Source organism: Janthinobacterium sp. SUN120, from assembly GCF_030397735.1.
GTDB classification, from domain to species: domain Bacteria; phylum Pseudomonadota; class Gammaproteobacteria; order Burkholderiales; family Burkholderiaceae_D; genus Janthinobacterium; species Janthinobacterium kumbetense.
The window spans coordinates 1,531,944-1,545,513 of sequence record NZ_JAPUBW010000002.1; the positions used below are offsets into that span (position 1 = coordinate 1,531,944).

13 protein-coding genes are annotated in these 13,570 nt (G+C 66.0%); 5 read left to right on the forward strand and 8 right to left on the reverse strand.

Annotated elements, in window-relative coordinates:
- Positions 1-11: 11 nt before the first annotated feature.
- From O0879_RS16580 to O0879_RS16590, 3 genes are read right to left on the reverse strand one after another with little or no spacing between them, the layout of a single operon-like run.
- Positions 12-380: a hypothetical protein gene (locus tag O0879_RS16580; RefSeq protein WP_289917535.1), complete on the reverse strand. Its 369-nt coding sequence runs from the start codon at positions 378-380 to the stop codon at positions 12-14.
- A complete protein-coding gene (locus O0879_RS16585) occupies positions 364-957 on the reverse strand; it encodes an SMI1/KNR4 family protein (protein WP_289917539.1) in 594 nt (197 codons plus the stop codon). The genes O0879_RS16580 and O0879_RS16585 overlap by 17 nt, the downstream gene beginning before the upstream one ends.
- A 40-nt stretch (positions 958-997) precedes the next feature.
- A complete protein-coding gene (locus O0879_RS16590; RefSeq protein ID WP_289917541.1) occupies positions 998-2,185 on the reverse strand; it encodes an MFS transporter in 1,188 nt (395 codons plus the stop codon).
- A gap of 125 nt (positions 2,186-2,310) precedes the next feature.
- Between O0879_RS16590 and O0879_RS16595 the strand changes: the two genes are divergently transcribed.
- Positions 2,311-2,832 (forward strand): MarR family transcriptional regulator, encoded by a 522-nt coding sequence (locus O0879_RS16595; RefSeq protein ID WP_289917543.1) that lies wholly within the window; start codon positions 2,311-2,313, stop codon positions 2,830-2,832.
- Here the strand turns inward: O0879_RS16595 and O0879_RS16600 are convergent.
- The gene (locus tag O0879_RS16600) at positions 2,829-3,422 is read right to left on the reverse strand and encodes a hypothetical protein (protein WP_289917546.1); all 594 of its coding nucleotides are present in this window, start codon (positions 3,420-3,422) and stop codon (positions 2,829-2,831) included. The genes O0879_RS16595 and O0879_RS16600 overlap by 4 nt on opposite strands.
- Positions 3,423-3,509: 87 nt before the next feature.
- Here O0879_RS16600 and thiL point away from each other — a divergent pair, with 87 nt between their 5' ends.
- A complete protein-coding gene (thiL, locus tag O0879_RS16605) occupies positions 3,510-4,490 on the forward strand; it encodes a thiamine-phosphate kinase (protein ID WP_289900165.1) in 981 nt (326 codons plus the stop codon).
- Positions 4,491-4,493: 3 nt separating this feature from the next.
- On the opposite strand, the gene O0879_RS16610 is transcribed toward thiL, so the two are convergent.
- The 3 genes from O0879_RS16610 to O0879_RS16620 are packed head-to-tail and all read right to left on the reverse strand — an operon-like array spanning position 4,494 to position 9,715.
- Entirely contained in the window at positions 4,494-7,070 is a 2,577-nt protein-coding gene (locus O0879_RS16610) for an EAL domain-containing protein (RefSeq protein ID WP_289900164.1), read from the reverse strand.
- On the reverse strand, positions 7,067-9,097 hold the full coding sequence (locus O0879_RS16615; protein ID WP_289917548.1) for an ATP-binding protein: 2,031 nt from the start codon (positions 9,095-9,097) through the stop codon (positions 7,067-7,069). The genes O0879_RS16610 and O0879_RS16615 overlap by 4 nt, the downstream gene beginning before the upstream one ends.
- On the reverse strand, positions 9,098-9,715 hold the full coding sequence (locus O0879_RS16620) for a YfiR family protein (protein ID WP_180278680.1): 618 nt from the start codon (positions 9,713-9,715) through the stop codon (positions 9,098-9,100).
- Positions 9,716-9,938: 223 nt separating this feature from the next.
- Between O0879_RS16620 and O0879_RS16625 the strand changes: the two genes are divergently transcribed.
- Positions 9,939-10,421 carry a CinA family protein gene (locus O0879_RS16625; RefSeq protein ID WP_289917550.1) on the forward strand — a complete coding sequence of 161 codons (483 nt, stop codon included), beginning with the start codon at positions 9,939-9,941 and terminating at the stop codon, positions 10,419-10,421.
- On the opposite strand, the gene O0879_RS16630 is transcribed toward O0879_RS16625, so the two are convergent.
- A complete protein-coding gene (locus O0879_RS16630) occupies positions 10,411-12,183 on the reverse strand; it encodes a GGDEF domain-containing protein (protein ID WP_251350145.1) in 1,773 nt (590 codons plus the stop codon). The two genes, O0879_RS16625 and O0879_RS16630, sit on opposite strands and share 11 nt — an antisense overlap.
- 212 nt (positions 12,184-12,395) lie before the next feature.
- Between O0879_RS16630 and O0879_RS16635 the strand changes: the two genes are divergently transcribed.
- Together O0879_RS16635 and O0879_RS16640 are read left to right on the forward strand one after the other, a co-directional pair.
- Positions 12,396-13,124 carry a hypothetical protein gene (locus O0879_RS16635; protein WP_077408658.1) on the forward strand — a complete coding sequence of 243 codons (729 nt, stop codon included), beginning with the start codon at positions 12,396-12,398 and terminating at the stop codon, positions 13,122-13,124.
- Positions 13,125-13,493 carry a hypothetical protein gene (locus O0879_RS16640; protein WP_289917552.1) on the forward strand — a complete coding sequence of 123 codons (369 nt, stop codon included), beginning with the start codon at positions 13,125-13,127 and terminating at the stop codon, positions 13,491-13,493.
- Positions 13,494-13,570 lie beyond the last annotated feature (77 nt).

Below are 13,570 nucleotides of genomic sequence, written 5' to 3' on the forward strand. Positions count from 1 at the left end.
TCAATTAGTTTTTATGATGGAATGTCGGCGGCGCGCCACAGCGGCAGCGCGGCGACGGCCCGCTCGATATCGTCCATGTCGTCCGCGCCCAGGGTGCCGTCGAACGGCGCGGACAAAATGCGGCGCATCAGCGCCAGGCGCGTCGTCGCTTGCTGCGCGTCGATGAAGCGCGTCGTCTCCGCGCAATACTGCACGCGGCGCAGGGCATCGGCGCCGTCATCGTCGCCGTCGGGATAATAATGGCGGCCGATGTGATGCAGCGACTGCAGCAGGAATTCGATCTCGCGCAGGATGCGCAGCGCATCCTCGCCGGACAGCACGATGCGGCGGTTGGCGGGCAGCAGGGACGGCGGCGCGGCCCGGTTATTCAAAATTTTCATCGGTCAGGAAGGCATAGCCATCATCGATCAGCATCTGCAGATAAGCGTCGAAGCTGTCGGCGATGACCAGGTAGCTGTCGGGATCGTGCAGGAAGCGCACCACCTGCCCCACCTTGCCCGACGCCGTGGGCGTGAAATCGATATACAGCCGCGACGAGCCGCCATTGTTCATGCAATGCGAAAAACACAGGCGCTGGCCCTGCCGGATGCCGGCGTCGATGCGGGCGTCGACGATGCCGGGATCGTCGTCCAGATAATGGCCGTAGATGTCGGCGATGCTGCGCTGGTTCGCCTGCCCGTCCTTGAAGATCTGCTCGACGGAGCTCAGGTAATACGGATACTCGAACACGTCCGAGCCCAGCATGTACACCAGCACCGTGCCGCCGGGATACTCCTGATAATAGGTGCCGTTGTACTGGCCCAGCAAGCGCAGCAGGCTGTCCGGGCACAGCGGATACGTTTGGCGCAGGCTGGCCAGTTGCGCCGCGCTGGCGCCGCTGGCCAGCGCCAGCTCCGCCAGCGGTTCCGGCGGCATGGCCTGGCGCAAGCCTGCCAAATAGTGGTCGACGATGTTCATGGGCGAAATATAGCAGTTGCCGGCACCCGGCAAGCGCACGCTAACGCGACGGGGCCAGATGAGCACCGGGCGCGAAGCGCACGGCGATCAGCAGCAAGACCACGACGCCGGCGGCCATCACCATCCACGCCTGCACCAGACTGGACGAATGCTGGCGGATCAGGCCGGCGATGAAGGGCATGCTGCTGGCGATGATGTAGCCGCCGCCCTGCACGAATCCCAGCAGCGCACCGGCGCCGGCCGGGTCCGTCACATGGTCCATGCTGACGATCAGCGACAGGGGGAACAGGGCGCCGATGCCGCAGCCCAGTAATATCACGGCGGGCAGCGCCAGTTGCGCGGGCGCCACGATCAGGCAAGCCAGGCCGGCCAGCACGGCCAGCAAGACGGACAGCAGCAGGATGCGGCGGTCGGGAAAGCGGTGGATGACGCTGGAAATGACCAGTCCCGCCAGCACTTCCACCAGGGTCAGGCCGCCCAGCAGCAAGCCGCTGTCGGCCGCGCTCCAGCCCAGTTCCGTATAAAACGGCGGCAGCCAGGCCAGCACCAGGGTGTAGGCGCCCGTGCCGATGCCGAAAAACACCATCAGCAGCCAGGCGCGGCCACTGCCCACGGGCAGGCTGGCGCCGGCGCCGCTGGCCACGTCCACGCGCGAGGCGGATGCGCGGCGCCACAGCAGCGCGGCCGCCACGGCGGGCAGCGCCCACAGGGCCAGCAGCGCCTGCCAACCCAGCGACTGCGCCAGGGGCGAAGCGGATGCGGCGGCAATGGCCGCGCCGCCCATGATGCCCGTCGTATAAAACCCCATCAGCTGCCCTGCCCGCGCGGGGAAATGGCGCTTGATGAAGGCGGGCAACAGCGCCTGCACCAGCGCGATGCCCAGGCCGCCCAGGGCCGCCGTGGCGATCAGGCCGCCGCTGCCGTGCAGGGGCCAGCGCAGCGCGCAGGCACAAGCGATGATGGCGATGCCGATGCCGATGCCGCGCGCCACGCCCAGGCGGCGCTGCAGCTGCGCGCCCAGCAAGGCGCACACGCCCATGGCGAACACGGGCACGGTGGTGAGCAAGCCCGCGTCAGCATTGCTGAGGCCCGTGCCGGCCTGGATGCTGTCCAGCAAGGGGCCGATGGCGGCCAGGATGGGCCGCAGGTTCAGGCCCAGCAGGATGATGGCGGCCACCACCAGGGCGGACGAGGGAAGCGGGGAAGAGACGGGGCGTTCGGATGGCATGGGAGAGTAGTCCTTGCCTCGCTGGGAGGCACATGGTTTAATGCGTCATATAAAATAACTCGATGAAAAGTATCTTAACATAAAGATAGAAATGTATCTTGATGTCGAGATAAATGGATGGCACCATGACAGATACCCCGCAAGAACACACGCGCGCGCAATTTGCCGCCGCACAATGGCAGCGCGAACTGCCGCAGATGGATACGAACGCCATGCAGCTGGTGGGCCAGCTGGGCACGGTGGCCCAGCTGATGGCGCGCGACTGGCTCAACCCCCTGTTTGCGGAACACGGCTTGCAGCCGGGCGAATTCGACGTGCTGGCCACCTTGCGCCGCTCGGGCGCGCCCTACAGCCTGACGCCGACGGCCCTGTACGAGGCGGCCATGCTGTCCTCGGGCGGCATGACCAACCGCATCGACCGCCTGGAAGCGGCCGGCCTGATCGAACGCCGGAAGCATCCGACGGACCGGCGCGGCGTGCTGGTGGCCCTGACGCAAAGGGGATTGGAATTGATTGAAAGGCTGGTGCTGTTGCACGTGGACAACGAGCGCGCGATGCTCTCGGCTTTGAACTCGGACGAGCAGCGCCAGCTCGACCAGTTGCTGGCCAAGCTGCTGCAGGGCATGGCGCAGGCGAAGAAGGTTTAAGCGAGCACGCGTGCCAGCTCGCGCAGGGCAGCATGGCCGCGCCTTGCCTGGCGCTGCAATTCTTCTGGCGCACAGTGGCCGTACAGGGCCTGGACGTGGCCCTCGCTGGCGGCGCGCAGGTCGAGGTCGCCTGCGCCGGGATCGGGCAGCTGTCCCTCGACGAGGGTAAGGAAATAATGGCGGGCCGCGCCGCGCAGGTTGGTGGCGAACTGCAGCACCAGGCCGCTGTCGAAGAGCAGCGCCCCGCTGTGGGCGCCACTTTCCAGCAGCAGCCGGAACGGCGGCAGGGGGCGCCGCGCCGCGCGCAGCACGCTGGCCAGGCGCACTTGATAGCCGAGCTCCAGCCCGTTCGCGTGCAAGCGACCCTGCTGCAGATACACCTTGAACGAGGCCTGCACGGCGCGGCCGGCACGGCGGAAGTAACGTTCGTCCTCATACAGGCACAGCTGGCCGCCATCGCACAGCTCGTAAAACCCGCGCGCCAGCAGTTCCGGCGCCGTAAACGTGTCCAGGCCGACGGCCTGCGGTTCGCGCAGCCAGCCGTCGTCAAGATACGACTGCAGCACGGTGTGGATATCGTGTAGGGGCATAGAAAATGAACAAGGCTGGCAAAGACGGGCATTGTAGGCCAGCCTATAATAGTGGCGCCACACCCTTACTCAACCTGCAGACGAACCATGGCCCCACACGACGCGCTTTCCGAATTCGACCTGATCAAACAATATTTCGTGCGCCAGCGCCCCGGCCGCGCCACCCTGGGCATCGGCGACGATTGCGCGCTGCTCACGCCCGGCGCGGGCAAACAGATCGCCATCTCCTCGGACATGCTGGTCGAGGACCGGCACTTCTTTGCCGGCGCCGATGCCCGCATGCTGGGCCACAAAAGCCTGGCCGTGAATTTGTCCGACCTGGCCGCCATGGGCGCGCGTCCCGTCGCATTTACTTTGGCGCTGGCCCTGCCGCAGGCGGAACGCGCCTGGCTGGCCGGCTTTGCCGAAGGTCTGTTCGCGCTGGCCGACGCCTTTGATTGCGAACTCATCGGCGGCGACACCACCAAGGGGCCCTTAAATATCTGCATCACCGTATTTGGCGAACTGGCGCCGGGGCAAGCCCTGCGCCGCGGCGCGGCCGTGGCGGGCGACGATATCTGGGTCAGCGGCACCGTGGGCGACGCGCGCCTGGCGCTGGCCGGCTACCGCATGGAACAGGAGCTGGCGCCCGCCGACCTGCTGACAGCGGCCGCGCGCATGCACACGCCCACGCCGCGCGTGGCGCTGGGCTGCGCCCTGGCCGAGGCGGGCCTGGCGCATGCGGCCATCGACATCTCGGACGGCCTGGCGGGAGACCTGGGCCATATCTTGAAAGCGTCGCAAGTGGGCGCCACCCTCGACGTCGACGCCCTGCCGGCCGGCCCCGTGCTGGCGCGGCAAGCGGCCAGCGTGCGCCGCCGCTACACGGCCGCCGGCGGCGACGACTATGAACTGTGCTTCACGGCGCCGACATCGTCGCGCGAGGCCATCGCCGCCCTGGCGGCAAGCTGCGGCACGCCCGTCACGCGCGTGGGCAGCGTCGAGGCGCAGGCGGGCTTGCGGCTGGTGGATGCAACGGGGCAGCCGCTCGACCTGCGCTTATCGTCCTTCGACCACTTCAGCGACTAAGTTCTACCGCACCGCCACCCGCGCCAGCCCCGGCTGGTTCACCATCCAGTAGTGCTGGAAGGCCAGGCGGATGTTGTCGCGCAGCTGGGTGTCGTCCCACGGCTTCGTATAAAAGCGGTAGATGGCGCCGCGGTTGATCGAATCGAGCACGGCTTCCAGGCCCGTGTAACCGGAGAGGATGATGCGGATGGTTTCCGGGTACAGCTCCTTGACCTTGCTGAGGAATTCCGTGCCGCTCATGCTGGGCATGCGCTGGTCGCAGACGATGACGTGCACGCGGTGCAGGGCCAGCATCTCGAAACCTTCGGCCGGCGTGCTGGCCGTGAGGATGTGATAGCCCTCGGGACGGAACAGGCGGTGCAGCGATGACAGCACGTTGACGTCGTCGTCGACGATGAGCAGGGTTTGCGCTGGCTGCGCGGCCGGGTCGTGGCCGGGCGGCAGGCCGGCGCCGGCGACAATCATCTGCCCCAGTTCCAGCGCCGGCAGGGCGCGGCTGAAATAGAAGCCCTGGATTTCATCGCAGCGGTTGCGCCGCAGGTATTCCAGCTGCGGGCGCGATTCCACGCCTTCGGCCACCACGCTCAGTTTCAGGCTGTGCGCCATGCTGACGATGGCCAGCGCGATGGCCGCGTCGTTCGGGTTGCTGGTGATGTTGCGCACGAAGGCGATGTCGATCTTCAGCTTGTCGATGGGGAAGCGCTGCAGGTAGGCCAGGCTAGAATACCCGGTGCCGAAATCGTCGATGGCCACCTTCACGCCGATTTTCTTCAATTTTCCCAGCACGACGATGGTGCGCTCGGCGTTCGACATCAGCGCCGTTTCCGTCAATTCCAGCTCCAGCAATTCCGGCGCCACGCCGTGCAGCGCCAGCGCCCGCGTCACCTCGCCTTCCAGGTCGCCTTCGGCAAACTGGCGGCTCGACACGTTCACGGCCACGTGCACGGGCCCCACCTCGCTGTCGCGCCACTCGGCGATCTGGCGGCAGGCGGCCTGGATCACCCAGGCGCCCACGCGCACGATCAGGCCCGTGTCTTCCAGCACCGGCACGAATTCGGCCGGCGCCACCAGGCCGTAGCCGGGACGGCGCCAGCGCAGCAGCGCTTCCACGCCGCTGATGCGGCCCGTGCGCAAATCCACCTTGGGCTGGTAGTACAGGATGAACTGCTCGTGTTCGAGCGCATGGCGCAGCGCCAGTTCCAGGTCCAGGCGCGCCAGCACCTGCACGTTCATGCCGGCCGTGAAAAAGCGGTAGCCGTCGCGGCCCGCCTGCTTGGCGCCGCCCATGGCCGTATTCGCGTATTTGATCAGGGTTTCCGGGTCGGTGGCGTCATCCGGATACATGGCGATGCCGATGCTGGCCGTCAGGGTGGCCGCATGGCCGCGCAAGTCGAATGGCGCGCGCAAGGCTTCGCGCACCTGGTTCGCCACGGCCACGGCTTCCTGCTGGTTGCGGCTCATGGTCAATATGAGCGCGAATTCGTCGTTGCCCAGGCGGCCCACCGTGTCGCGCAGGCGCACGCATTCGACCAGGCGGTTGCTGAACTGGCGCAGCAATTCGTCGCCCAGCGCCGCGCCCAGGGTGTCGTTGATGCTTTTGAAGCGGTCCAGCGCGATGAACAGCACCACGATGCGCCAGCTTTTTTCCTGCGCCAGTTCGACGGCCTGGGCCAGGGTCTGGTAAAACAGGCTGCGGTTCGGCAGCCCCGTCAAGCCATCGTAATGGGCCAGGTGCTTCAGGCGCTCCTGCGCCTGGCGCCGTTCGCTGATATCGCGCGCCACGGCGATCAGCAGCAGGCCGCCCGCGCCCTGCCCACCCGCCACGGGCGCCTGCGCATACCAGTGCCAGCCCAGTTCCACGGGTATCAGGCTCAGGTCGCGCCGCACCAGTTCGCACTCCGTCACTTCCGTGGCCAGGTGCGCCGGGCCGCCCGGCAGCCCGGCCAGCGGCGGGGCCGGCGGCGACGGCAGCAAGGTGCCGGGCGCCAGCGCCAGCAGTTCGGCGCGCGCATAGCCGAGCAGGCGGCACGCGCCATCGTTGACGTCGACCAGGGTCATGCCCAGCACGTCGACGAGGAAGATGGCGTCGGTGGTGGCGTCCATGGCGCCGCGAAAGCGCTGCAGTTCGGCCGTGCGCTGGCCCACCGTGCGTTCGAGCAAGGTGTTGTAGTGGCGCGCGGCGCGGTGCAACAGCCGCACTTCGAGCATGTTGCGGATGCGCGTGAGCACCTCGAGCGCGTCGAACGGCTTGCTGATGAAGTCGCGCGCCCCCGCTTCCAGCGCCGCCAGCTTGGCGTCCGGGTCGGCGGCGATCACCAGCACGGGCAGATAGCCTTCCAGTTCCAGCGGGCGCAAGGCATCCATCACCTCGTAGCCGCTCATGCCGGGCATCGCCAGGTCGAGGATGATCAGGTCGAACTGGTGGCGCTGGTGCAGGCCGGCCACGGCGCGCGCGTCGAGGGTGCTGCTGACGGCCGTGTAGCCGCCGCTTTGCAGCAAATGCTCGAGCAGGCGCAGATTGACTTCCTGGTCGTCGACGATGAGAATTTTCGCCGCGTAGATATCGGCCTGGCTGATCATGGAGCGCCTGTTCCCTTCTGCCGGCGCTGCTGCGCCACGTAAGCCAGGGTGCTGTTGATCGCCTCGGTAAATTCATCGAGGTTGATCGGCTTGGTCAGATAGCGGTAAAAGCCCAGCGCCAGGCTGCGCTCCACGTCGCCCGGCATGGCGTTGGCCGTCAGGGCGATGACGGGAATGTGCGCCGTGCGGGGATCGGCGCGCAGCAATTTCAGCGCGTCCGAGCCGTTCACGTGCGGCAGGTTGATATCCATCAAAATCAGCTGCGGCAGGTGCGTGCGCGCCATTTCCACGCCCAGGCGGCCATCCGTGGCCGTCAGCAGCTGCAATTGCGGGCAATAGCGCACGATTTCCTCGACCAGGGTCAGGTTGGCGGGATTGTCTTCCACGTACAGCAAGGTCACGGGGGCGCTGTGCTCGAGCAGCGCGCCGGCCAAGTCCGGCCGCGGCAAGGCCAGGGTGGCGGGCGCGGGCAAGGCATCGACCACGCGCAACTCGATCCAGAACGTGCTGCCCTCGCCGGGCGCGCTGGTCACGCCGATGCTGCCATCCATCAGCTCCACCAGGCGCTTGGTGACCACCAGGCCGATGCCGCTGCCTTCTTCCGTGCCGCCCTCCTGCCCCAGCCGGTTGAAGGGCTGGAACAGCAGCGCCACCTGTTCGCCGTCGAGGCCCACGCCCGTGTCGCGCACGCTGATGCGCACGCGCCCGCCCGCCTGCGGCGCGCAAGCGATGCTCACCTCGCCATGCTCGCGGTTGTACTTGAGCGCATTCGACAGCAGGTTCAACAAGATCTGCTTGAGGCGCGTGCGGTCGGCCAGCACGTTCAGGGGGCAGGCGTCGGGGAAAGCCATGCCGATGCCGCGCTGGCTGGCCAGCGGCGCGATCATGTCGCGGCATTCCTGCAAGATGGCGTCCAGGCCCACCGGTTCGAGCGACAGGCTGACCGTACCCGATTCCACCTTCGCCAGGTCGAGGATTTCATTGATCAAGGTCAACAGGTGGCGCCCCGATTTCAGGATATGGCCGGCGAACTCCTTCTTTTGCTCCAGGGTCGACGGCAGGCGGTCGGAACTGAGGATTTGCGCGAAGCCCAGGATGGCGTTGAGCGGCGTGCGCAATTCATGGCTCATCGACGACAAAAACGCCGATTTGGCATAGTTGGCGCTGCGCGCCTCTTCCATCGCCATGGCCAGTTCGCCATTCGTCATTTCCAGCTGCACCGTGCGTTCGTGCACGCGCACTTCGAGCTCCTGGTTCAGGCGCATGACTTCCTGCTGCGCCTGGGTGCGCTGCTCGCCTTCGCGCGCCAGCTCGCCGTTCGAGCGCTCCAGCGCCTGCGTGCGCAGCTCGATCTCGGCCAGCATCTTGTTGAAGGAATCGACCAGCTGCGCCACTTCGTCGACGCTGAGCTTGCGCGCGCGGCGCGAATAGTCGCCCGTCTCGATCACTTCGCGCGCCACGTCGGCAATATCGAGGATCGGTTGCGTGATGACGAAATCGAGGCGGCGCAGCAACAGCAAGGCCACCAGCAGCGCCAGCACCGTCACGCCCAGCGCGATGGCCAGGTAATCGGCCGTGCGGCCGGCCAGCTCGTAATCGGCGCGCAAATACACGGTGCCCAGCAGTTCGCCATTGTCGACGATGGGCTTGAACAGCTCCACCGAGGTGCCCTGGATGCTTTCGCCTTCCTTGCCCACCTTCGCCGGCAGCTCGCCCACATTCTGGTTCGCGCGGTAGCTGGCGAACAGGCTGCCGTCGGCCTTGTACAGGGCGCCGGCCGTCACGCGCGGGCGGATGCGCATCAGGTTGAGGTTTTCCAGCGCCAGACGTTCGTCGTCGAAGGCCAGCGCAGCCGAGCTCATGTGCCCCAGCAGCTCGGCCTGGGTACTGATATCGGCCACCAGGTTGCGGTGGTAGGCGCGCAAGTCGTAGACGACGATGGTGCCCAGCGAAATGACGAGGGCCACCAGGGTGGTCAGCAAGACCACCGACATCAGCTTGTGGCGGATGGAGCGCAGTCGTATCATCTAAGCGCCTCCCGTCTGCACGCGGTAGGCGGCCAGCAGCATGCGCGCGCTGATGCGGATATGCGCCTGCGCCACGGGTTTCAGGGCCACGTCGAAGCGCACCTTGTCCTCGGCCATCACAAAATTGATCATGCTGCCCATCGCGTAGACCTCATCCGAATCGGACACCGTCAACAACGCCAGGCCACGGCTGGCGGCCAGCATCTCCTGCAGCGCCGCCTTCTCCAGCGCGCCCAGGTACAGCACGTGCAGCCCGGCCAGCGTTTCGCCGCGGCGCACTTTTTTCACCTGCACGGCACGGCCGTTGACGCTATGCCCGGCCACGCTCTGCTCGAGCTGCTCGGCCAGCGCATCGGCGCCCGCCACGCCGATCACCAGCGGCGCGTCGGGCCGGGCAAAGCTGCCGTCGGGCCATTCGACAAAACCGGCAAACTTGTACAGATACGCGGCCTTGACCTGGCGCTCCAGCTCCCCCGGCACCTGTGCCCGCGTCTCCGCGCACAGCACGCCCAACAGCAGCAATAGCCAGCCCCAGCGGTGAGCGCGGCGGCCGGCGCCGCGCGCGGGGTGGCGCAGGGGGCCAGGATGACGCCACCAGGTCCAGTTCAGAATTGCCATGACAACCGAGTAAAGATAATGCATACGAAGGCGCGGCACCATGCCGCTGGCCTGTTCGAGCGATACACACCAGGGTGGCGCAGCGACAGAGCGCCTGCCGGCCCGAAGTGGTAGCAAATGTATAAAAGAGTGTACGCATTTTCGCTGTGACCGGGGAAAGTTTCTTTTACCGTTGGCCATGCTACAGTCTTGCCACCATTTTCACCGCCTGCAGGAGTCATCCATGAGCAACGAACTCGTCCCCCTCTCCACCGCGCTCGGCCTGGCCTTGCAAGCGAAGGGCTTGCTGCTGGCCACGGCCGAATCGTGCACGGGCGGCGGCGTGGCGCAAGCCGTCACCGATATCTCCGGCTCGAGCGCCTGGTTCGAGCGGGGTTTCGTCACCTATTCGAACGGGGCCAAGACCGGCATGCTGGGCGTGCCCGCCGCGCTGATCGCCGCACACGGCGCCGTCAGCGAGGAAGTGGCCGCCGCCATGGCGCAAGGCACCCTGCGCCACAGCGAAGCCCAGGTGGCCGTCTCGACCACGGGCATCGCCGGCCCCACGGGCGGCGTACCGGGCAAGCCCGTCGGTACCGTCTGCTTCGGCTGGGCCATGGCCGGGCGCGTGCAGACAGAGCGCCGGGTCTTCGCCGGCGACCGCCAGGCCGTGCGCGAGCAGGCCGTAGCGCACGCGCTGCGGGAACTGCTGCGCTTTATCCAGTAGCATCGGCGATGCAGGCGCGGTCGCGGCCCGCCTGCTTGGCCGCGTACAGGGCGCTGTCGGCGCGCATCAGCAATTCGTGGCGGCCGGCGCCGTGGCGCGGATACTCGGCGATGCCGGCCGAAAAAGTGCAGCCGGACAAGCTGTGCGGCGCTTGCTGGATCAACAGCTGGCGGTAGCGCGCGGCGATATCGTCGATCTTGTGCGCCGCGATGAGGCTGTCGGCTTCGCGCAACAGCAGGCAGAATTCCTCGCCGCCATAGCGGCACAGCATGTCGCTGCCGCGCAACTGGCCTTCCACCAGGCGCGCGAACTGGATCAGCACTTCATCGCCAAAGTTATGCCCGTAGGTATCGTTGACGCGCTTGAAAAAATCCAGGTCGATGATGGCGATGGCCACGGGCGCATCCGCATCGGCTTCGTGCAGGATGGCATTGAGGCAAGTTTCAAAATGGCGGCGGTTGTACAGGCCCGTCAGGTGGTCGCGCATGGCCTGCTCCTTCAGGCTGTCCTGCAGGGAATTGACGTGCAGGATCTGGTGCGCCAGTTCGCGGTTCAGGTGCTCGAGCTTGGCGTTTTCCGTCTCGCGCGCCGCCTGCAGCTCCAGCGCCTTGTCGCGCTCCGCTTTCAGGCTGTGCATTTCCTTTTCCAGGTTGCGCATCAGGCTGCGCGAAGCGCGCGCCGACTTGCTGCTGGCCTCGTAGGCGGCCTGGTATTGCTGCAGGAAACCATACGCAGCTTGCCATTCGCCCAGCTGGGCATTGATATCGGACAAACCGCGCAAGATCTGCTGCTGGTGAAACGGGTTGCGCGTCCAGCTCAGCAGGCTGTGCGCCTGCGTCAGCGACGCCAGCGCCTGCGCCGTCTGGCCCGCGTGCAAGTCCAGCTTGCCGCGCACCAGCCACGCATGCATCTGCTCTTCCAGGTCTTGGCCGCGGCGCGCATATTCTTCCGCCCGCAACAGCAATTGCAGGGCGCTGGCCGGCTGTTGCAGCAGGATGGCGGCGTGGGCGGCGATGCAAAACAAAAAGGCGCGCACGGCCAGGTCTTCTTCCGGCCACTCGTAAAACGGCTCCACCAGCGCCAGCGCCTCGGCCGGCTTGCCCGTGGCTAATAAACACATGGCCAGGTTGGCCGAAACGATGGTTTGCTGGTATTTGAGCTTTTGCGCGCCGATGATGTCGAGCGCCTCGACCAGCAGGGGAATGGCGTCTTCATCGTTGCCCAGGTCATGCTGCGACGACGCCAGGTTCGACAGGCTGTTGACCCGGTGCGCGGGGCTGCCGAAACGCTCGGCGATGTCCAGCGCCAGCAGGAAATTGCGCGGACCGTCCTGCGTATCGCCACGGTTCAGGGCATCGACGCCCAGGCGCGCGTACAGCATGAACTTGTGCAGCGAGTCGGGTATCTGCGCGGCCTGGCTGCGCGCCTGCAGGAAATGCTGCTCAGCATCGGCAAAATCGCCGCGCCGGCTCGCATACGCGCCCTGCAGGGCCGCCACTTCCATGCCCCCTTCCAGGTCGCCGCTGTGCTGGAAATACGCGTCCAGGCGTTCGCACGACGGTTCGGCCTCGCCCGCGTAATACGCCAGCCAGCAATGATTGAGTTCCGCATACGCGCCGCCGCGCGCATACTGTTGCCGTTGCGCCGCCGCCAGCGCCATCTGCGCCAGCCGGCGCGCCTGGCGGCGGTTGCCGACCAGGCAAGACAGGGCTTGCTGATTCAGACGGTCAATGTCGGCTTTATCGAGACTGGAGATCGGCACTGCGTCCTCGTTCACACTCTGGGGTGGATTTTTCACACAAAACTTGCTCTGTATCAATGGTATCCTGATTAACATCATAACCAGATTCGCTGTTCCGCATGGCATATTTGCAAAGGATTGTGGTAAAAATGCCAGTCGTGGCCTGGCCGGGCGCCTGCGCCGCTGTCACGGATCTTTGATTGTCACTGACGCAACAACTTGGAGTAGTCGCAATGCAAAACACGGTACATTTCATCCTGCAGGGCAAGGGCGGCATCGGCAAGACCCTCGTCTCGACCCTGCTGGCCCAGTGGATAGGCGGCAAGGACGGCACGCCTTTGCGCTGCTATGACACCGATCAGGAAAACGCCACGTTCTCGCGCTACAAGGCGATGAACGTCAAGCATGTGCCCGTGATGACGGATGCGCGCAACATCGACCCGAAACGCTTCGACGCGCTGATGATCGACATCCTCGAAGAAGACGGCAACTGCGTGGTCGACAATGGCGCGAACACGTTTTCGCCGCTGATGGGCTACCTGCTGGAAAACGACTGTTTTTCGCTGCTGCAGGAATCGGGCCGCAAGGTGTACATCCACACCATCGTCGGCGGCGGCGATACCCTGCACGACACGGCCACGGGTTTTGTCGCCACCGCCCAAGCGACGACCGTGCCGCTGGTGCTGTGGCAAAACGAACACTTCGGCCTGCTGCAATCGGCGTCCGGCAAGCAATTCGTCGAATCGCAGTCGTACAGCGACAACCGTGCGCGCGTCAAAGGCAGCATCACCTTGAGCCAGCGCAATCCCGACACCTTTGGCGCGGACGTCAAGAAAATGAACACGGCGCGCCTGACGATGCAGGAAGTGTTGCAGAACGACAAGTTCAACATCATGGAAAAGCAGCGCATCAAGGTCGTCTACCGCGACATCTTCGAACAGCTCGACAAGGTGCAGTGGTAGATGGACCAGCACAAACTGCGCAGCCACGTATTCGACAAGACGGGCATCAAGATCGACGTCGATGACCCGATATTCGCCCTCGTGGCGCTGAACGAAGCCGTGCTGGCGGAAACCGTCGAGCGCCAGCTGACCCTGCTGGACGCCGCCACGCAGGCGCTGGCGGCCCAGGCGCGCGCGGCGGGCGGCTTGCCGCCCTTGCCGGCGGCAGCCATGCCCCAGCCCGTGCCTGCAGCACCCGTACCCGCGCCAGCGCCAGCGCCGACCGGCTTCACGCCGCGCGAATGGCGCTTGCTGGGCGCCGCGGCCATCGTCTCCATCGCCAGCGCGCTGCTGGTGCTGGGCGGCGCGGCCCTGTTGTATAAACTGTAGCACCGACCGTAGCACCGTCGCGCTGCGCCAGCCACGAGCGAGCCGCAGCGTCTTCTCCACCTATCCCTGGAAGCATG

What these genes read in the sequence shown, in the direction of transcription:
- O0879_RS16580 (WP_289917535.1), bottom strand. Translation starts at nt 380, where the DNA reads ATGAAAATTTTGAATAACCGGGCCGCGCCGCCGTCCCTGCTGCCCGCC.
- O0879_RS16585 (WP_289917539.1), bottom strand. Translation starts at nt 957, where the DNA reads ATGAACATCGTCGACCACTATTTGGCAGGCTTGCGCCAGGCCATGCCG.
- O0879_RS16590 (WP_289917541.1), bottom strand. Translation starts at nt 2,185, where the DNA reads ATGCCATCCGAACGCCCCGTCTCTTCCCCGCTTCCCTCGTCCGCCCTG.
- O0879_RS16595 (WP_289917543.1), top strand. Translation starts at nt 2,311, where the DNA reads ATGACAGATACCCCGCAAGAACACACGCGCGCGCAATTTGCCGCCGCA.
- O0879_RS16600 (WP_289917546.1), bottom strand. Translation starts at nt 3,422, where the DNA reads ATGCCCCTACACGATATCCACACCGTGCTGCAGTCGTATCTTGACGAC.
- thiL (WP_289900165.1), top strand. Translation starts at nt 3,510, where the DNA reads ATGGCCCCACACGACGCGCTTTCCGAATTCGACCTGATCAAACAATAT.
- O0879_RS16610 (WP_289900164.1), bottom strand. Translation starts at nt 7,070, where the DNA reads ATGATCAGCCAGGCCGATATCTACGCGGCGAAAATTCTCATCGTCGAC.
- O0879_RS16615 (WP_289917548.1), bottom strand. Translation starts at nt 9,097, where the DNA reads ATGATACGACTGCGCTCCATCCGCCACAAGCTGATGTCGGTGGTCTTG.
- O0879_RS16620 (WP_180278680.1), bottom strand. Translation starts at nt 9,715, where the DNA reads ATGGCAATTCTGAACTGGACCTGGTGGCGTCATCCTGGCCCCCTGCGC.
- O0879_RS16625 (WP_289917550.1), top strand. Translation starts at nt 9,939, where the DNA reads ATGAGCAACGAACTCGTCCCCCTCTCCACCGCGCTCGGCCTGGCCTTG.
- O0879_RS16635 (WP_077408658.1), top strand. Translation starts at nt 12,396, where the DNA reads ATGCAAAACACGGTACATTTCATCCTGCAGGGCAAGGGCGGCATCGGC.
- O0879_RS16640 (WP_289917552.1), top strand. Translation starts at nt 13,125, where the DNA reads ATGGACCAGCACAAACTGCGCAGCCACGTATTCGACAAGACGGGCATC.